A 15,903-nucleotide genomic window follows, 5' to 3' on the forward strand; every position below is an offset into this window, starting at 1 on the left:
CAGCGCCGCAAGATTGAGGGGCGTCAGTTCAAAATATCGAACAAGCTCTGCCGGTTAATCTTGGCAAAGGCCGCCTGCGCCGCCTGCAGCGTCAGATCCTGGGCTTTGAGCTGCGCGATCGCGACGTCGAGGTCGGTGTCCTCGACCGACGACCGCTCATCCTTGAGCGTGATCCCGCGCGCCGCGAGCCCGTCGGCGATGCGGTCGAGCCGCCCGCCCGACAGGCCGATTTCGGCATGTTTATCGGCGGCATGGCTGATCGCGGTGTCCAGCGCCGTGATCGACGTTCCCATCATCGTCTTGTCGCCCGCCGCAACCGCGGCGGCCGCATCGCGAATCCCCGTCGACAGGCTGTTTCCGCCGACGACGAAAACATCGGCCGCCGACGGAACCGGGGCGAAGCTGAGATCCGAATCAAAGCGCATCACGCGCGCGGTGCCGGTCGCGAACACGGGCTCGCCGTTTGAATCGCGCGTTGCAGCCAGCGCGTCGAGTTCGTCGGCGATCGTGCCGAGTTCGGCGGCGATGGTCGCGCGGTCGGCGGGATTTGTCGTATCGCTCGCTGCCGAAAGCGTCAGCTCGCGCGCGCGGGTCATCAGGTTGCTTACCGATTTCATCACGCCATCGGCCTGCGACACCAGCGCGTCGGCCGCGTTCACATTGGCCGACCAGGCGGTCATGCTCGCCTGCGTCGTGCCGATCGTCGCGATCCGCCGCGCTGCGACGGGATCGTCGGACATGCGCAGCAGCTTTTTCCCGCCCGAGATCTGGATCTGCGTCCGCTCGAGCGCGTCGGCGAGTTTCTGTTGGCGCGCGATTTCGCGCGTCATGCGGTTGCCCACGGCGTTGATCATGATCCTGACCCTTCCTTAGAGCGAGCTGAGCAATGTTTGCATGGTTTCGCGCGCGACCTGGATCGTGCGCGCGGCGGCCGAATAGGCCTGCTGGAAGCGCAGCAGCTCGGCGGCTTCGGTGTCGAGATCGACCTGACTGACGCCGTCGCGTGCCGCGGCCGAGGCATCGGCGCGCGTCGCCGCGGCGGCGTCCTGCGCCCGCGCCGACGACACGGCCTGCGCCTGCGTCGCCAGATGGCCCGACCAGCGCGCTTCGGGATCGTTCGCCCCGCGCATCGCACCGAGCGCGAGCATATTGCCGTTGCTGCCCGACGCGTTCGCCGCCGCCACCTGATCGGGCGTCAGCGGCGCGGCGGTCAGCGTTGCCGCACTTGTGCCGGTGAACAAGGCCTGCCCCGGATTGCCATTGGCGTCGGTGCCCGCCTGATGCGCGGCGTTGAGCTGGCTAGCGAACTGCGTCGCCATCGTGTCGAGCGACGCGCGCTGGTCGGCGACATGGTTCGCGCCTTCGGCAAGGCCGGCAAGCGAGCCGGTCGAGATGGCAAGCGGCGAACCGCCGACGCTGTACGACAGGCGCCCGTCGGGTGCGGCGGTGACCGAAATCGGGTTCACCACGCCGCCGCCGACGAGCAGGTCGCCCGATCCGGCCGCGCGCAGCGTCACCGCGCCATTATTGTCGAAGGTCGGGCTGACGCCGGCCTGCGACGACAATTTGTCGAGCAGCCGGTCGCGTTCGTCGAGCAGGCTCGCCTCGTTGGTCGAGCCCGGCCGCGCCTTGCGCAGCCCGATGTTGATCTGTTCAAGCGCATTCAGATTGCTGTTGAACTGATCGACCGTGCTCGCTGCAGCGCCCTCGATCCCCTCGCCCATCTTGTCGAGCTGGCCCGCCGCGGTACGAAAGCCTGACGCGATATCGTCGACCGATTGCAGGAACTGCGCACGCAGCGTGCGATTCGTCGGATCGGCGGTCAACTGGTCGGCGGTGGTATAAAGCTTGGTCAGCCCGGTCTTGATGCCGTTGGTCTCGTCGCTCAGCGCATCCTCGGTCTTGCCGAGCCAGCCGAGCTTCGTCGCCGAACGTTCGGCGTCGCCCGAGGTGATGCGCGAATCCTCGATCAGCCAGCCGTCGACCGAGCGGTCGATGCCGCGAATGTCGACGCCGCCGGGGTTGGTGTTGCCGCGGTAGAAGATCGAATTGCCGCCGCCGACGGCTTCCATCATTTCGAGCCGGCGCCGCGCATATCCGGGGGTCTGGGCGTTGGCGATATTGTCGCCGATCGTCGAGAGCGCACGCGAATAGGCTTTGAGCCCGCTATAGCCGATGCCGAGCAGGTCGCTCATTGCACGCCTCCCTTAAGGCCGCCGAGCTGGCCGCGAAACTGCCGCTCGACCATGTCGGCGATCCCGAACTGGCGCATCGCGGCGAGGCTGTCGGCGGTGCGCGCGTCGGCCATTTCGCGGAAATTGTCGGTCGCGCTCGACCCCAATATATCGTCGCCGAGCTTGGCCTGCCGCATCGACGCCATCAGCTGGCGCAGGATCACGGCTTCGAATGCCTCGGCCGCTTTGCGCAGCCCGCCATCGCCGCCGCCGGCAGCGGCTGGCGTCGGCGTGGCGCGGACAGAAGAAATAGGGCTCGTCATATGATCACCAGTTCCGCAGTGAGCGCGCCGGCCTGGCTCAGCGCTTCGAGGATGGCGACAAGGTCGCCCGGGGGAACGCCCATGCGATTGATCGCATCGACGAGTTCGGAAAGCGAAGCGGTCGGCTTGACCAGCATCACCGGACGATAGTCCTGCTCGACGCTGATCTCGCTCGACTCCTCGACCGCGGTCTGGCCGCGGCTGAACGGCGCGGGCTGCACCACCATCGGCGATTCCTTGATCGAGACGGTGAGCTTGCCCTGCGTCACCGCGGCGGTGCCGACGCGGACCGCGCCGTTGATGACGACAGTGCCGGTGCGCGCGTTGACGATAACCTTCGCGGGCGGCTCGGCGCGCTGGACGCCCAGATTCTCGATCTGCGAGATCAACCGCATGCGTTCGTCGCCGTTGCCGCCGGTGCGGATCGCGATGCTGGCGCCGTCGATCATCGATGCCGAGCCGGGGAGCGCGGCGTTGATCGCATCGGTCACCCGCTTGGCATTGGTCGCATCGAACTGGTGAAGGTTGAAGGTCAGATAGCTCGACGTCGCAAAGCCGGTGTCGACCGCGCGCTCGACCGTCGCGCCGTTCGCGATGCGGCCGCTCGACGGCACATTGACGGTCAGTTTCGATCCGTCGGCGGCATCGACGCCGAGCCCGCCGATGACCAGATTGCCCTGCACCATCGCATAAATCTGTCCGTCGGCGCCATAAAGCGGCGCGAGCACGAGGGTGCCGCCGCGCAGGCTTTTGGATTTGCCGATCGCCGACACGGTGACGTCGAGGCGCTGGCCGGGCTTGGCGAAAGGCGGCAATTCGGCGGTGATCATCACCGCCGCGGCATTTTTCAGCGCCGGATTGACCCCCGGCGGCAAGGTCAGGCCAAAGCGCGACACCGCGCCCTTCATGCCCAGCGTCGAATAGTCGAGGCTGTCGTCGCCCGTGCCCGCGAGGCCGACGACGATGCCGTACCCCGTCAATTGGTTGGCGCGCAGGCCCTGGAACTGGCCCATGTCCTTGATCCGCTCGGCCTGTGCGGGCGCCGCAAAGGCGAAGCTCGCGAGCAACAGCGCAAAAAGGGTGAACAGGGTCGGACGCTGGGTCACTTCAAATTCCTCTGTTAGAACGGGCTGATGATCGAGAAGAAGCGCTGCAGCCAGCCTTGCTGGCTCGCGCGGGCGATCTCGCCCTTGCCGACGTAACGGATTTTGGCATCGGCGACGCGGGTCGACAGGATGCGGTTTTCGGGGCTGATATCGATCGCGCGGATGATTCCGGAAATCTGGACGCGCTCGTCCCCGCGATTGAGCGTGAGCAGCTTTTCGCCGCGCACGAACATCGTCCCGTTCGGATAGACGGCGGCGATCGTCACGCTGACTTCGCCCGAGAGCGCGTTCGACTGCGACGCATCGCCCTTGCCCTTGAACGCCTGGCTACCACCCATCGCGATGTCGCTGGGATTGAACAGCGACAGCGGGCCGGTGGTCGGCGGCGTCAGGCCGATATCGCCGTCGCGCTGCGTGCCCGCGGCGTTGCTTTTCGTCGCCGCGGTGCGCTCGACGAGCTGGATCGTGACGATGTCGCCGACGGCGCCTGCGCGGCCGCCCGAAGTGAGCGCCACATAGCTGCCCTGAAAGATCGAGCCATTCGCCGGCGGCGGTGCCGGCGGCGGCGGTATCGAAACCGAAAAGGCGTCGGGCGGCAGCTTGTCCTTCGCGAGCGCCGTGACGGGCGCAAGCGCAAGGCCAAGCATCGCCAGCTTAGAGAGTCTGCGACGCATTTTTCATCATCTCGTCGGTGGCCGAGATCATCTTCGAATTGACCTCATAGGCGCGCTGCGTCTCGATCATGTCGACGAGTTCCTCGACGACATTGACGTTCGATCCCTCGAGCATCCCGCCGCGCAGCGTGCCGCGGCCTTCCTCGCCCGCGCCGCCGGCCAGCGGCGCGCCCGATGCCTGCGTCTCGACGAGCATATTGCCGCCGATCGCCTGCAAGCCAGCCGGGTTGGCGAAGCGCGCGATCTCGATCCGCCCGAGTTCGAGCGCGGTGCCGTCGGCACCGGTCGCCGACACGGTGCCGTCGAGCCCGATCGTCACATTGCTGGCATCTTCGGGAATCTGGATCGCCGGCGTCATCGGCTTGCCGTCCGAGGTCACGATCGTGCCGTCGGGCGAGCGGCCGAAATTGCCCGCGCGGGTATAGCCGGTGCGCCCGTCGGGCATTTCGACCTGGAAATAGCCGGCGCCGTCGATCGCGACGTCGAGCCCGTTGCCCGTCGCCTGGAAGGTGCCCTGCGTATCCATGCGCGCAGTGCCGTTGAGCGCGACGCCGGTGCCGAGATTGAGGCCGGTCGCATAGCGGTTTTCCGCCGTCGACGGCGCACCCGGCGCGGTCATCATCTGATAGCTCAGCGTCTCGAAGCTCGCGCGGTCGCGCTTGAAGCCCGTCGTGTTCACGTTGGCGAGGTTGTTGGCGATCACCTGCATCCGGAAGCCCTGGGCATCCAGACCGGTCCGCGCGACGTGCAAGGCACCGATACTCATTTCATAATCTCCTTAACGGGGAAGCTGCATCAGATTGGCGGTTGCGCTGTCCATGTCGCGCACGTCGCCGATCATCTTCAATTGGGTGTCCCAGCTGCGGCTCGCCTCGATCATCTCGACGAGCGCAGCGGTTGCGGTGACGTTCGATCCTTCAATCGAGCGGGTCAAAAGCCGCGCTTCGGGATCGTCGGGCAATATGCCCCCGCCCTTCACGCGGAACAGGCCGTCGAGCCCCTTGGCGATGTCCGATCCCGCCGGTGTCGCGAGCCGCAGCCGGTCGACCTCCTGCGGATTTTCGGGATCGCCGCCCTGCGGCACGATCCACACGCGGCCTTCCTGGTCGATATTGATCGCGTCGGCGGGCGGGATCGTCACCGGCCCCTGGCCGCCCTGCACGGGATTGCCGTCGCCGGTGGTGAGCAGCCCGCTCGGCGAAATCTGCAGATCGCCGCGGCGCGTATAGGCTTCTTCGCCATTTTTCGCCTGCACCACGAGCAGCGCATCGCCCTGCATCGCGATGTCGAGGTCGCGCCCCGTCTGGGTGACGGTGCCCGCTTTCATGTCGGCGCCGAGCACTTCTTCGGACGACATGGCGCGCGCATCGAGCCCGTCGCCGTCGAGCCACAGCGACTGCGCGCTCGCCATGTCGGCGCGGAAGCCCGGCGTCTGGGCGTTCGCCAGATTGTTGGCGATCGCCGTCTGCCGGGACATGCTGCCCCGCATCGCGGCGAGGCTGGTATAGATAAGGCGGTCCATCGATAATCTCCCGGCAGGCGGCGGTCAGGGCTGTGTCAGCGCATGCCGATGATCGTCTGGGTCAGCTGCGAAGCGCCCTCGATCGCCTTGGCATTCGCCTGGAAATTGCGCTGGGCCGCCATCAGCATCACCAGCTCCTCGGTGATATCGACGTTCGAGCGTTCGAGCGCGCCCGAGCGGACCGCGCCCATCGGACCGTTGGTCGCGGCGTCGATCGTGGGCGGGCCGCTTTCGCCCGTCGATTGCCAGTGCGCGTCGCCGGTCGGGCGCAGGCCCGACATCGTCGGGAAGGTCGCCATCGCGACCTTGCCGAGCTTCTGGTCTTCGCCGTTCGCAAAAGTCGCGGTGACGAGGCCGTCGAGGCCGATCGTGACGTTGACGAGACCCGAGGTCGGATCGGTCGGCGCGCCGGCAGGCAGGCGGAGGTCGAAGGCGCCGGCGAGCGTGTTGTTCGTGACATTGCCGTTCGCATCGATCGGAAGAAGTTGAAGCTTCGCGCCCGTCGAATCGATGACATAACGGTCGGGGGTGGGTTCGAACGACCCGTTGCGCGTATAGGAGATGGCTTCGCGCGGCGGCTCGCCCTTCACGATGAACATGCCCTCGCCGACGATCGCGAGGTCGAGCGTCTTTTCGCTCGCTTCGTACGAGCCCTGCGTGAACTGCTGGGTAATGCCGTTGAGGCGCGTGCCCTGACCCGCGATCATCTTTGTCGACTGCGTCGGCGACGAGGCGAAAATATCGCCGAACTGCGCCTTGCTGCGCTTGAAGCCGACCGCGCCGGCGTTCGCGATATTGTTCGAGATGACCGACATGTCGGTCTGCGCGCCCTTGAGGCCCGAAAGCGAAGTATAGAATGACATGGACTAATCCTTCCTGAAAGGTGGGGAGCTTAAGTGGTGGGCGGCGTCGGCGCGGGCGCCGGTGTTGCCGCCTTGATGTCCTTGAGCAGCTGGGTCTGCGCGGTGAGCTGCTCCGAAATCTTCGAGAGCACCGTGTTCGTCTCGCTGATCCCGGCGAGGCTCGAGAATTGCGCCATCTGGGCAACCATCTGCTGGTTATCGACCGGGTTGAACGGATCCTGCTGCGACAGCTGGGCGGTCATCAGGCGCATGAAGTCGCCCTGATCCATCTGCTTGCCGCCCTTGGGCTGGAACACCGGATTGCTATTGTTGGTGATGCTGTTGACGCTCATTTTACTGTCCCATCCTGAGGGTTTCGTTGATCAGGCCCTTCGCGGTTTCGAGGACCTGGACGTTGTTTTGATATTGGCGTGCGGTCTCGACCATCTCGACCAGCTCGGCGGCGCTATCGACCGCGGCTTCCCAGACGTTGCCGTCGGCATCGGCGAGCGGGTTCGACGGATCGTGGCGTTTCGAGGGCGCCATTTTCGAGGTCGTGACCTGGTCGATCTGCACCGTCGCGCGGCCATGATCGTCCATCACCGTGCGAAAGACGGGCTTCAGCGAGCGGAAGGCGCCCGCCTCGCTGCCCGCGACCGTTCCCGCATTGGCGAGGTTCGACGCGGTGGTGTTCAATCGGACGAGCTGCGCCGACATCGCGCGGCCGCTGATGTCGAAGACGGAGAAATTGCCGTTCATCGTCATTCGCCCTTGAGCGCACGCGACAGCGTGTTGATGCGCCCGCTGAGGAACGAGAGGCTCGAACGATAGGCGAGCGCATTTTCGGCGTATGCGGTCTGCTCGGTCGCCATCTCGACGGTATTGCCGTCGAGCGACGCCTGGACGGGGACGCGATAGCTGATCGCGCCCTCGGTCGAGCCGCCCTGCTGCGCAAGGTCGAGCGCCTTGGCGAAATCGATATCGCGCGCCTTGTAACCCGGCGTCGCGGCGTTCGCGATGTTCGACGCGAGCATCATCATGCGCTGGCTGCGCAGCTGCAGCGCGGTGGCGTGCAGGCCAAAGAGTTTCTCGGATGCCATCATCACATTCCTTCGCTTGTCGCCTCCGGCGAGGGGGCTTTCACCGGGATCCGGCCGGTTGGCACGGACGCGCGGAAAAACACCAAGACATGATGCAATGGCCGTGCCAAACCATGATTATTCATATTTTTCAGTTGTTTAATGTGGATCAACGTCTGCGGCGGGTGTGGCTCGTCAAAAATCTGACGACGCCGCACACGGCCCCGCAAAACCGCGCGCCAAACCGCGACTGGCACGCTTCCTGCAATTTATCGGGCGACCATTTTGGACCGAAGGAGATGGACCTTGTCCCGTAACATTCTCACGCGGCTCGCCGCGTGCGCCGCCACCCTTTCGCTCGCCGCGCCGATCGCGGCAGAGGCGCAGCAGGGCAATGAGGATTGGCAGACGATCGACGTACTGACCGACATGGTGGCCAACGCCATGGGGCGGAACGCGACCCCGGTCGACCGCCGCATCAAGCTGGCGCGCTGCCCCGAACAGGCATCGGTGACCGCACTCGACGCCCAGACGCTCGCGGTGCGCTGCGCCTCGCTCGGCTGGCGCCTGCGCGTGCCGATGACCGCCCCCGCCGGTGCATCGCCGGTCGCGGCGAGCTTCGCCCGCCCCGCGGCAAGCGCGCCCGTCATCCGCCGCGGCGACAATGTCCGCGTGACGATCGAAACCGAAACCTATTCGATCAGCTACGCCGCCATCGCGACGCAGGACGGCCGCGTCGGCGAGACGATTGCACTGCGTGGCGCCGACGCCAAATCGACGCTCAGCGCCACCGTCACCGGAGCCGGCCGCGCGAAACTGCAAGACTGACTACCCTCGCTTACCCTCGCACTAGGCCCGGACTGTCGGCTTTCCGACGGCGCCGGGCCTTTCTTTTGTCTTTTTTGCGGCGAGCCGCCTTAAACGATCGAAACCGCGTCCGTTAAAGCCTTCGTGAACCGCGTCGTCACTTTTCTGACGGCACCGGATGGAGGCTTTTATGTCGGGTGACAGCAAGATCGGACCAGTCGGCGGCATCGGCCGTGCCGGCCCGCTGCGCAGGGTCGCCAGCGAAGCGGCGACCGCGATGCGCGCCCCGGCGCAGCTCCAGCCGGCGCAGGACAATCTGCCGACCGCGCGCCTGACCCGCCTCGCGGGCAGCCTCGCCGACCAGGCGCCGCCGGTCGACATCGCGCGCGTCGCATCGCTGCGCACCGCGATCGCCAACGGCAGCTATGGCGTGCATCCCGCGATCATCGCGAGCGCGATGCTCGATTTCCACAGCGGGGCCGAATGATGCTGGCGCAGATCGAAGAAATTGAATCGCGACTGGCAATATTGGTGGGTGCGCTCGACGGGCATGACGCCGGTGCGATCATCGCAGCGACCGAGGAGCTCGCGACCGCGGTGATCCTGTTTCGCGGCGCGAACATCCCCGCAGGCAGCGAGCATCGCGCCCGCGCGCTGATCGGGAAGACGCTCAGCCAGCTCGAAGCCGCCGCGATGCGCGTCAATATCCTGAAGAACTGGACGCGTCAGAGGATTGACAAGAGCCACGAAATCCGCGGCACCCGTCCGCGTGGGGCGGCTTTAAGCTACTGATAACCACATAATTTCCCGCCGTTTCTGCGAAATGGCACGATGATTGCTTTTGGTCTGCTGAACAAGCGGAACCAACAGTATGAACGCAATCAACAATCCACGGGGTTCGACCCGCATCGCCGCTCCCGTGATGGACGCGGTGCAGAATGCGTCGGCGCGTTCGGGGATTGATTTCGATTATCTGTTCGACGTCGCGCGCGTCGAAAGCGGCTATAATCCGACCGCAAAGGCGCAGACCTCGTCGGCGCGCGGCCTGTATCAGTTCACCAAGCAGACCTGGCTCGCGACGCTTGACCGCCATGGCGCGAACCATGGCCTCGCCTGGGCGGCCGATGCGATCGGCCGCGACGCGTCGGGCCGGCTGACGGTCGCCGATCCCGCGCTCCGCCAGCAAATCCTCGACCTCCGCGACGATCCGACTGCGTCGTCGAACATGGCCGCCGCGCTGACCGGCGACAATCGCGACTATATCGAAAGCCGGATCGGCCGCAGCGCCGAACCCGTCGACCTCTATCTCGCGCATTTCCTCGGGTCGGGCGGCGCCGCCAAATTCCTGACCGCGCTCGAAACCAACCCCGACCAGCCCGGCGCGTCGATGATGCCCGAGGCCGCGGCCGCGAACCGGTCGGTCTTTTACGCCCCCGACGGCAGCATGCGCAGCCTCGCCGAGATCCGCGATCGCTTTCGCGTGAAGCTCGAGGACGGCGGCAAGATCGAAAATATGAAGCCCTTCGCCCCCTCGGGCTGGCACGCTGAGGCGACCAGTTCGAGCGGCCTTGCGAACAATGGCGGCGGACGCCCGCCCTTACAGATGATGGATATCCAGCCTATGCCCAGGAAGCTCTCGATGGGCTTTGCCGCCGATGCCTATCGGCGGCTCGCGTCGCTTTCGGGAGGCGCGGCATGACCGGCGGCTTCAATCTGGCCAACATCGGCCGCATCGCCGGCATATCGGCGCTGCCCGCGGGGATGCTGATCGTCGTCGGGCTGATGGTGATCCCGGTCTCGCCGTTGATCCTCGACATCAGTTTCGTCGCGAACATCATGATCAGCCTCTTGATCCTGATGGTCGCGCTGCAGGCGTCGAAACCGCTCGATTTCTCGGCCTTCCCGACCGTGTTGCTGCTCGCGACCTTGTTCCGGCTCGCGCTCAACGTCGCCTCGACGCGCGTCGTGCTCGTCCACGGCCACGAAGGCACCGCGGCGGCGGGCCATGTCATCGAGGCGTTCGGCCAGGTGCTGATCGGCGGCGACTATGTCGTCGGCCTGTTCGTCTTTTTCGTCCTGATGATCATCAACCTGATCGTGATCACCAAGGGCGCGGGCCGCGTGTCCGAAGTGTCGGCGCGCTTCACCCTCGACGCCTTGCCGGGCAAGCAGATGGCGATCGACGCCGATCTCAACGCCGGGCTGCTCAGCCCCGAAGAAGCCAAGGCGCGCCGCGTCGAAGTCGCGACCGAGGCTGATTTCTACGGCTCGATGGACGGTGCGTCGAAATTCGTGAAGGGCGACGCCGTCGCCGGCCTTCTCATCCTGTTCGTCAATATCGTCGGCGGGCTGATCCTCGGCATCTTCAGCCATGGGCTCAGCTTTTCCGAAGCGGGCAGCACCTATATCACGCTCGCGATCGGCGACGCGCTCGTCGCGCAGATCCCGGCGCTGCTGCTGTCGATCGCCGCCGCGGCGATCGTCACCCGCGTCGCCTCGCCCTTCGACCTCAGCGGCCAGATCGGCAGCCAGTTCGCCTCGCCGAACATCTGGATGGCGGTCGGCGGCATCCTCTTCATCCTGGGGATCGTTCCCGCGATGCCGCAGATGCTGATCCTGCCCGCCGCGGCGCTCTCTTTCGGGATCGGCTGGCAGCTGCGCCGCAGCGCCGCCGCGGTCGCCGACCTGCCCGAACCCGCCGCCCCCGCGCCCGACCCGTCGCTGATCGAATGGGCCGACGTCAGCGACGCGAGCGCGTGCCAGCTCGAGATCGGCTATGCGCTCGTCACCCTCGTCGACGAACGCAAGGGCTCACCGTTGATGACGCGCATCACGGGTATCCGCCGCCAATTGTCGAAGGAACTCGGCTTCGTCGTGCCGCCGGTGAAGGTCACCGACGACCTGTCGCTGCCCGGCAACGTCTATCGCATCTCGGTCGCCGGGGTGATCGTCGGCGAGGACGAGGTCTTCCCCAACGAAATGCTCGCGCTCGATTCGGGCGACCTCGTGACCAAGGTCATCGGCCGCCCGTGCAAGGATCCGACCTTCGGCCTCGACGCGCTGTGGATCCCGAAGGCGATGCAGAATGACGCGATCGCCGCGGGTTATACCGTCGTCGATCCGGCGACCGTCGTCGCGACGCACCTCAACAACAGCATCGTCGGTTCGGCCGCCGAACTGTTCGGCATCGACGACGCGCAGGCGCTGATCGACAATCTCAAGACGCATTATCCGCAGCTCGCGCAGAATCTGAGCCCGCAGGGCTATTCGCTGCCCCGCGTCGCGAGCCTGTGCAAATCCCTGCTCATCGAGCGCGTGCCGCTGCGCGATTTCCGCAAGATCGCCGAAGCGATGGTGGCGCTGTCGCCGCAGCAGCTCGGCGAGATCGACCTGATCGAAGCGGTGCGCCAGCGCATCGGCGCGCTGATCGTCCAGACGATCGTGCCGAGCCGGATGCCGCTGCCCGTCGTCACCTTCAGCCCCGAGGTCGAGGTGCTGCTCAACCAGGCGGTGCGCGCCAATCCCGCCGCCGAATGGCCGTTCGAGCATGGCATGGCGATGACGATCATCGACCAGGTCGGGCAGGCGGTCGAACCGCTGCTGCTCCAGACGCGCAGCTTTGCGCTCGTCGCCTCGCCGATCTGCCGCTCCGCCCTCTCGCGCCTCGTGCGCGCCACTTTCCCCGACGTCGCCGTCATCTCCTACCTCGAGATCCCGGCGACCAAGCAGACCGAAATCGTCGCGACGATCGGCGCCGAAGTGCCCCGCCTCGCGTCCGGGCCCGAGGCCCACATGGAGGACCAACCGCATGAGAATTGAGGCCGCCGAGCAATTTGCCGGGACCGCCGGCCGCGCGCCGCGCGCACGCGGCTACGGCGAAAGCGTCGAGGCGCTGGTCGAAGAATATTCGCCGCTCGTTCGCAAGATCGCGTGGCAGGTGTTTTCGCGCGTGTCGCGGACGAGCGAGCTCGACGACCTGATCCAGACCGGGCTGATCGCGCTGATCGAGGCGAGCCGCAATTATGAGGAGCGCGGGTTCGCCTTTGCCACCTATGCGACGACGCGCATCCGCGGCGCGATGATCGACCAGCTGCGCCGTGAGGCCGATGTCGGCCGCTCGGCGATGGTCGCGGCAAAGCGGATCCACGCAATGCGCGCCGCGCTCGAACAGCAGCTGATGCGCGCGCCGACGACGGCCGAAATGGCGGTCGCGTTCGACATGTCGGCCGAGGATTATTTCGCGCTCGAACGCAATGCGACGCACGGCCGGTCGACCTCGCTCGACGAGCTTACCGACATCGGCGCCTTCCTCGCGACCGACGAGGATGCGGGCGCCGACGAACGGTGCGAACAAGAGGATCTGATGGGGGCGCTGCGCCAGTGCGTCGGCCGCCTGTCGCACCGCGAACAGATGGTGCTCCAGCTCTATTTCTTTGAAGAGCTCAACCTGCACGAAATCGGCCTGACGCTCGACGTCAGCGCCGCGCGCATTTGCCAGATCAAGCGCGAGGCGATGATCAAGGTCGATCGCATGATGAAGGAAATGACCGAATAGGAGGAGCCGGGTGCGGTGCGCGCGACCAGTCGGCCCCGCACCCGGTTTCGGGGGTAAGGTCAGCCCCTCAGGCTGCCAGCGTTTGCCCGTTCTGCCAGGCGGCCCCGATTTTCTCGAAATAGGTGGCCATGCGTTCGGTACCGATATCGGTCAGCCGGACGATCGTCCGGCGCCGGTCGCGCTCGTCGATCGAGCGGTGCAACAGCCCGCGGCGTTCGAGCGCAGCGATCATGCGCAGCCCCGACGACAGCGGAACGCCCGCGCCGGTCGCAAGATCGCTGGCGCTGAGCACGCGGCCGTGCGCGCCCGCGAGCATCAGGTCGAGCATCATGTCCCACGTCGGACCCGACATTTCGGCGGTGCCGAAATGGCTGCGGCGGATGCGCCGGACCTGGATGCTGAACGACAGCTGGTCGAGCAGCGCCGCGTTCGACGCCGTGTTGCCGCGCGCGCTGTCGATGGCGCGTACGGACGCGCCCGGCGATTCCTCGCCGCGGCTCGCCAGCAGTTCGTGGATCTGGTCGACCCGCGATTTCAGCTCGGCAATTTCTTGGTTCGAAAATTGCTGCATGTGACGATGCCCCTGGGGAGCCACATATCAGGCCGTGACGTTTTCCCGCCGGCTGGACGAACCCGATGCATAGATGATCAGCAACAGGATCGGGTACGATATATAGACTGAGAGGAGCGAATAGGGTCGCGCCAATATCTCCGAAAACATGAACTTCTGGATATGACCGAAAATAGCGATCAGCTGCCAACCGGTAATCCAGTAGGGCCAGAAACTCTGCGTGCGCATGGCAATGAACCAGAAGCTCAGCAGAACGAACATGTCGATGATGAAGATATTCAGTTCAATATCGGTCCAGGTCGGAAAAGGCGTCAGGGCACTGGTGAGGACCGAGGCGATCAATGCTGTATAGGCCGCCCAACGTTCCAATGGCCCGCCGCGTCGGATCGCGACGGCCACCGTGATGAGCAAGACAGCATAATAAATCGCCACGGACCACATTGTGGCAGTCAACCTTTCTTGCGGATCAACCGGCCTTCGCGAACGTAGCAGCACCATCGCCTGAGCGATCGTTGCTGCCTTCGTCGACCAGCTTCGCGGCGGCCGGCTTGACGCCCGCGCCGAACATCCGCGTTCCGAGGCCGACTTCCTTTTGCGTCACGGTCAGCGCCAGATGCGCGTCGGTCAGAAGCTGGCGGACTTCGCCCGCGGCGGCGAGCGCATGCGCGACCTTTGCCATCGCTTCCTGGCCGACGATCGCCGACATGTTGGTTTCGCGGCGCGCGGTGGGCAGCGTCGCGGCGAGCTGGGCGATGCGGATCATCGCTTCGTCGATCGCATCTTCGGCCAGGTGCAGGTCGGAAGCGATCTTCTTCGCCGCAGAAACTCGTTGATTCAGCATCATCTTTTTCCTTGAAAAAGAATGCTACCGGTTCCCCCCCGCAGCATTCGTTCGAACATCAGGTCAGAACACGACCGAGTCCGACAAGGATCGAATAGAGGGCGGAGAAGGCCAGGATTGTCGCAAAAGCGATCAAAATCGGCCAGATTATCCTTTCCATCAACCCATGCCGGTTGGCCGGCTGGGACGCGGTAGGAAATGGCGAACCTATATCGAAAAATCGCCGAAACGAACTGCGCCCCGCTTCCGCATCGGGGGGCGGAGATACGTCGCCAAGGTCGATCAATTGATATGTCAAAGGCTGATAAGGGGTAACATGATCGAAGACACCGTTAACAGCAAGGATACGCGCTGCCTCTATTCTGTTGGAAACATTAAGTTTTTTTAACACGCGCCGCACGCGTTCGTCGACGGTGTGCGGCGAAACGTTCATCAGCCGCGCGATCTGCTTGGAATTTTTGTGCTCGTAAACGTGCCGCAGCGTTTCGATCTGCGCGGCAGACAGCAGGCTTATGTAATTGTCGGGGTCGCCTTGCACGGGGTTGGAATAGAGCATCACGAGTCGAAATCAAGGTCAGTAGATAGCTAATTTCCTGCGCGGCCCGTTCTGGGGCACGCGTTCGGCACCCAATCGCACCGATCAATAGCGCGCAATAACGGGCAGGCGGCTATCGGCTTTCCTTGAGCGTGCGATAGCGCAGAATCGATTTTTCGATATGCCGGCGCGCGGCGCGGCGCGCGGCGACCGGATCGCCGGCCTCGATCGCGACGACGATCGCCTCATGGTCGCGGTTGATCGTATGCGCATAGCGTTGGTGCAGGACGGGATCGTCGCCTTGCAGGTACAGCCGCCGCGAGGGGATGAGCCGCACGCCGAGAAACTGGGTAAAGCGCAGGAAATAGGGATTACCCGTCGCGCGCGCGATCGCGGCGTGAAAGGCGGCGTCGGCGGCGACCGAGGCGTCGACGTCGCTGCCTTCCTCCATCGCGTCGAGCGCGCTGCGCAGCGCCGCCAGATCGGCGTCGGTACGCCGCCGCGCGGCGAGATCGGCCATCTCGGCCTCGAACCCCATGCGCATTTCGAGCAGCTTGAGCACATCGTCGATCTCGCCGATTTCCTCGGCGGTGACCTGGAAAGCGCGATATTGCGCGCCGTCGGGGACATAGGCACCCGACCCGCGCCGCGAGACGAGCAGGCCACGCGCGGCGAGGCGCGAATAAGCTTCGCGCACGACGGTGCGGCTGACGCCGAACGTCTCGGTGATCTCTTTTTCGGTCGGGAAACGCGATCCGACGGGCATTTCGCCCGTTTCGATCTGTTCCTCGAAGCGCTGGACCAGATCATCCGCCAGCGACGCCGCCTTGGTTACCGCCATGGATGCTGCGTTATCATCGCGCCGCGAAGCTGG

22 protein-coding genes are annotated in these 15,903 nt (G+C 65.3%); 6 read left to right on the forward strand and 16 right to left on the reverse strand.

The window, feature by feature from the left end; all coding sequences use genetic code 11:
* Positions 1-23: 23 nt before the first annotated feature.
* The 11 genes from J2X38_RS17610 to J2X38_RS17660 are packed head-to-tail and all read right to left on the reverse strand — an operon-like array spanning position 24 to position 7,741.
* Positions 24-854 carry a flagellin gene (locus J2X38_RS17610; protein WP_310255917.1) on the reverse strand — a complete coding sequence of 277 codons (831 nt, stop codon included), beginning with the start codon at positions 852-854 and terminating at the stop codon, positions 24-26.
* A 15-nt stretch (positions 855-869) separates the two neighbouring features.
* Positions 870-2,195: a flagellar hook-associated protein FlgK gene (gene flgK, locus J2X38_RS17615; protein ID WP_310255919.1), complete on the reverse strand. Its 1,326-nt coding sequence runs from the start codon at positions 2,193-2,195 to the stop codon at positions 870-872.
* Positions 2,192-2,497, reverse strand: a complete 306-nt coding sequence (locus J2X38_RS17620) for a rod-binding protein (protein WP_310255921.1) — start codon at positions 2,495-2,497, stop codon at positions 2,192-2,194. The genes flgK and J2X38_RS17620 overlap by 4 nt, the downstream gene beginning before the upstream one ends.
* Complete coding sequence (locus tag J2X38_RS17625; RefSeq protein ID WP_405053470.1) at positions 2,494-3,603, reverse strand: flagellar basal body P-ring protein FlgI; 1,110 nt, start codon at positions 3,601-3,603, stop codon at positions 2,494-2,496. Before J2X38_RS17625 ends, J2X38_RS17620 begins: the two co-directional genes overlap by 4 nt.
* 14 nt (positions 3,604-3,617) lie before the next feature.
* A complete protein-coding gene (locus J2X38_RS17630; RefSeq protein ID WP_310255923.1) occupies positions 3,618-4,277 on the reverse strand; it encodes a flagellar basal body L-ring protein FlgH in 660 nt (219 codons plus the stop codon).
* Positions 4,258-5,043: a flagellar basal-body rod protein FlgG gene (gene flgG / locus J2X38_RS17635; RefSeq protein ID WP_310255925.1), complete on the reverse strand. Its 786-nt coding sequence runs from the start codon at positions 5,041-5,043 to the stop codon at positions 4,258-4,260. The genes J2X38_RS17630 and flgG overlap by 20 nt, the downstream gene beginning before the upstream one ends.
* A 12-nt stretch (positions 5,044-5,055) precedes the next feature.
* Positions 5,056-5,799, reverse strand: coding sequence for a flagellar basal-body rod protein FlgF (flgF, locus tag J2X38_RS17640; protein WP_310255928.1), 744 nt, complete (start codon positions 5,797-5,799; stop codon positions 5,056-5,058).
* A 35-nt stretch (positions 5,800-5,834) separates the two neighbouring features.
* Complete coding sequence (locus J2X38_RS17645) at positions 5,835-6,662, reverse strand: flagellar hook basal-body protein (RefSeq protein ID WP_310255930.1); 828 nt, start codon at positions 6,660-6,662, stop codon at positions 5,835-5,837.
* A 29-nt stretch (positions 6,663-6,691) separates the two neighbouring features.
* On the reverse strand, positions 6,692-6,994 hold the full coding sequence (locus J2X38_RS17650) for a flagellar hook capping FlgD N-terminal domain-containing protein (RefSeq protein WP_310255933.1): 303 nt from the start codon (positions 6,992-6,994) through the stop codon (positions 6,692-6,694).
* A gap of 1 nt (position 6,995) precedes the next feature.
* Positions 6,996-7,406, reverse strand: coding sequence for a flagellar basal body rod protein FlgC (flgC, locus tag J2X38_RS17655; RefSeq protein WP_037512556.1), 411 nt, complete (start codon positions 7,404-7,406; stop codon positions 6,996-6,998).
* On the reverse strand, positions 7,403-7,741 hold the full coding sequence (locus J2X38_RS17660) for a flagellar basal body protein (protein WP_058539397.1): 339 nt from the start codon (positions 7,739-7,741) through the stop codon (positions 7,403-7,405). Before J2X38_RS17660 ends, flgC begins: the two co-directional genes overlap by 4 nt.
* 285 nt (positions 7,742-8,026) lie before the next feature.
* Here J2X38_RS17660 and J2X38_RS17665 point away from each other — a divergent pair, with 285 nt between their 5' ends.
* The 6 genes from J2X38_RS17665 (at position 8,027) to J2X38_RS17690 (ending at position 13,082) form a co-directional block, all read left to right on the forward strand.
* The gene (locus tag J2X38_RS17665) at positions 8,027-8,548 is read left to right on the forward strand and encodes a flagella basal body P-ring formation protein FlgA (protein WP_310255937.1); all 522 of its coding nucleotides are present in this window, start codon (positions 8,027-8,029) and stop codon (positions 8,546-8,548) included.
* A gap of 169 nt (positions 8,549-8,717) precedes the next feature.
* Positions 8,718-9,014 (forward strand): flagellar biosynthesis anti-sigma factor FlgM, encoded by a 297-nt coding sequence (gene flgM / locus J2X38_RS17670; RefSeq protein WP_058539338.1) that lies wholly within the window; start codon positions 8,718-8,720, stop codon positions 9,012-9,014.
* Positions 9,011-9,319: a hypothetical protein gene (locus J2X38_RS17675; RefSeq protein ID WP_310255939.1), complete on the forward strand. Its 309-nt coding sequence runs from the start codon at positions 9,011-9,013 to the stop codon at positions 9,317-9,319. Before flgM ends, J2X38_RS17675 begins: the two co-directional genes overlap by 4 nt.
* 79 nt (positions 9,320-9,398) lie before the next feature.
* Positions 9,399-10,226 carry a transglycosylase SLT domain-containing protein gene (locus tag J2X38_RS17680; protein ID WP_058539337.1) on the forward strand — a complete coding sequence of 276 codons (828 nt, stop codon included), beginning with the start codon at positions 9,399-9,401 and terminating at the stop codon, positions 10,224-10,226.
* Entirely contained in the window at positions 10,223-12,346 is a 2,124-nt protein-coding gene (flhA, locus tag J2X38_RS17685) for a flagellar biosynthesis protein FlhA (protein ID WP_058539336.1), read from the forward strand. Before J2X38_RS17680 ends, flhA begins: the two co-directional genes overlap by 4 nt.
* Positions 12,336-13,082, forward strand: a complete 747-nt coding sequence (locus tag J2X38_RS17690) for a sigma-70 family RNA polymerase sigma factor (RefSeq protein WP_056373201.1) — start codon at positions 12,336-12,338, stop codon at positions 13,080-13,082. Before flhA ends, J2X38_RS17690 begins: the two co-directional genes overlap by 11 nt.
* Before the next feature lie 67 nt (positions 13,083-13,149).
* Here J2X38_RS17690 and J2X38_RS17695 read toward each other — a convergent pair whose 3' ends face one another.
* The 5 genes from J2X38_RS17695 to J2X38_RS17715 all read right to left on the reverse strand — a co-directional run bounded on the left by J2X38_RS17695 (position 13,150) and on the right by J2X38_RS17715 (position 15,870).
* Positions 13,150-13,653 (reverse strand): MarR family winged helix-turn-helix transcriptional regulator, encoded by a 504-nt coding sequence (locus J2X38_RS17695; protein ID WP_058539335.1) that lies wholly within the window; start codon positions 13,651-13,653, stop codon positions 13,150-13,152.
* A gap of 27 nt (positions 13,654-13,680) precedes the next feature.
* A complete protein-coding gene (locus J2X38_RS17700) occupies positions 13,681-14,094 on the reverse strand; it encodes a hypothetical protein (RefSeq protein WP_058539334.1) in 414 nt (137 codons plus the stop codon).
* 25 nt (positions 14,095-14,119) lie between these two features.
* The gene (locus tag J2X38_RS17705; protein ID WP_056373730.1) at positions 14,120-14,494 is read right to left on the reverse strand and encodes a hypothetical protein; all 375 of its coding nucleotides are present in this window, start codon (positions 14,492-14,494) and stop codon (positions 14,120-14,122) included.
* Between the two features lie 58 nt (positions 14,495-14,552).
* Positions 14,553-15,050 carry a response regulator transcription factor gene (locus tag J2X38_RS17710; RefSeq protein WP_231732763.1) on the reverse strand — a complete coding sequence of 166 codons (498 nt, stop codon included), beginning with the start codon at positions 15,048-15,050 and terminating at the stop codon, positions 14,553-14,555.
* A 112-nt stretch (positions 15,051-15,162) separates the two neighbouring features.
* Entirely contained in the window at positions 15,163-15,870 is a 708-nt protein-coding gene (locus J2X38_RS17715; RefSeq protein WP_310255946.1) for a FadR/GntR family transcriptional regulator, read from the reverse strand.
* Between the last annotated feature and the right edge of the window lie 33 nt (positions 15,871-15,903).

Source organism: Sphingopyxis sp. BE235, assembly GCF_031457175.1.
In the GTDB taxonomy this organism is placed as follows: Bacteria; Pseudomonadota; Alphaproteobacteria; order Sphingomonadales; family Sphingomonadaceae; genus Sphingopyxis.

What these genes read in the sequence shown, in the direction of transcription:
- J2X38_RS17610 (WP_310255917.1), bottom strand. Translation starts at nt 854, where the DNA reads ATGATCAACGCCGTGGGCAACCGCATGACGCGCGAAATCGCGCGCCAA.
- flgK (WP_310255919.1), bottom strand. Translation starts at nt 2,195, where the DNA reads ATGAGCGACCTGCTCGGCATCGGCTATAGCGGGCTCAAAGCCTATTCG.
- J2X38_RS17620 (WP_310255921.1), bottom strand. Translation starts at nt 2,497, where the DNA reads ATGACGAGCCCTATTTCTTCTGTCCGCGCCACGCCGACGCCAGCCGCT.
- J2X38_RS17630 (WP_310255923.1), bottom strand. Translation starts at nt 4,277, where the DNA reads ATGCGTCGCAGACTCTCTAAGCTGGCGATGCTTGGCCTTGCGCTTGCG.
- flgG (WP_310255925.1), bottom strand. Translation starts at nt 5,043, where the DNA reads ATGAGTATCGGTGCCTTGCACGTCGCGCGGACCGGTCTGGATGCCCAG.
- flgF (WP_310255928.1), bottom strand. Translation starts at nt 5,799, where the DNA reads ATGGACCGCCTTATCTATACCAGCCTCGCCGCGATGCGGGGCAGCATG.
- J2X38_RS17645 (WP_310255930.1), bottom strand. Translation starts at nt 6,662, where the DNA reads ATGTCATTCTATACTTCGCTTTCGGGCCTCAAGGGCGCGCAGACCGAC.
- J2X38_RS17650 (WP_310255933.1), bottom strand. Translation starts at nt 6,994, where the DNA reads ATGAGCGTCAACAGCATCACCAACAATAGCAATCCGGTGTTCCAGCCC.
- flgC (WP_037512556.1), bottom strand. Translation starts at nt 7,406, where the DNA reads ATGACGATGAACGGCAATTTCTCCGTCTTCGACATCAGCGGCCGCGCG.
- J2X38_RS17660 (WP_058539397.1), bottom strand. Translation starts at nt 7,741, where the DNA reads ATGGCATCCGAGAAACTCTTTGGCCTGCACGCCACCGCGCTGCAGCTG.
- flgM (WP_058539338.1), top strand. Translation starts at nt 8,718, where the DNA reads ATGTCGGGTGACAGCAAGATCGGACCAGTCGGCGGCATCGGCCGTGCC.
- J2X38_RS17675 (WP_310255939.1), top strand. Translation starts at nt 9,011, where the DNA reads ATGATGCTGGCGCAGATCGAAGAAATTGAATCGCGACTGGCAATATTG.
- J2X38_RS17680 (WP_058539337.1), top strand. Translation starts at nt 9,399, where the DNA reads ATGAACGCAATCAACAATCCACGGGGTTCGACCCGCATCGCCGCTCCC.
- flhA (WP_058539336.1), top strand. Translation starts at nt 10,223, where the DNA reads ATGACCGGCGGCTTCAATCTGGCCAACATCGGCCGCATCGCCGGCATA.
- J2X38_RS17690 (WP_056373201.1), top strand. Translation starts at nt 12,336, where the DNA reads ATGAGAATTGAGGCCGCCGAGCAATTTGCCGGGACCGCCGGCCGCGCG.
- J2X38_RS17695 (WP_058539335.1), bottom strand. Translation starts at nt 13,653, where the DNA reads ATGCAGCAATTTTCGAACCAAGAAATTGCCGAGCTGAAATCGCGGGTC.
- J2X38_RS17700 (WP_058539334.1), bottom strand. Translation starts at nt 14,094, where the DNA reads ATGTGGTCCGTGGCGATTTATTATGCTGTCTTGCTCATCACGGTGGCC.
- J2X38_RS17705 (WP_056373730.1), bottom strand. Translation starts at nt 14,494, where the DNA reads ATGCTGAATCAACGAGTTTCTGCGGCGAAGAAGATCGCTTCCGACCTG.
- J2X38_RS17710 (WP_231732763.1), bottom strand. Translation starts at nt 15,050, where the DNA reads ATGCTCTATTCCAACCCCGTGCAAGGCGACCCCGACAATTACATAAGC.
- J2X38_RS17715 (WP_310255946.1), bottom strand. Translation starts at nt 15,870, where the DNA reads ATGGCGGTAACCAAGGCGGCGTCGCTGGCGGATGATCTGGTCCAGCGC.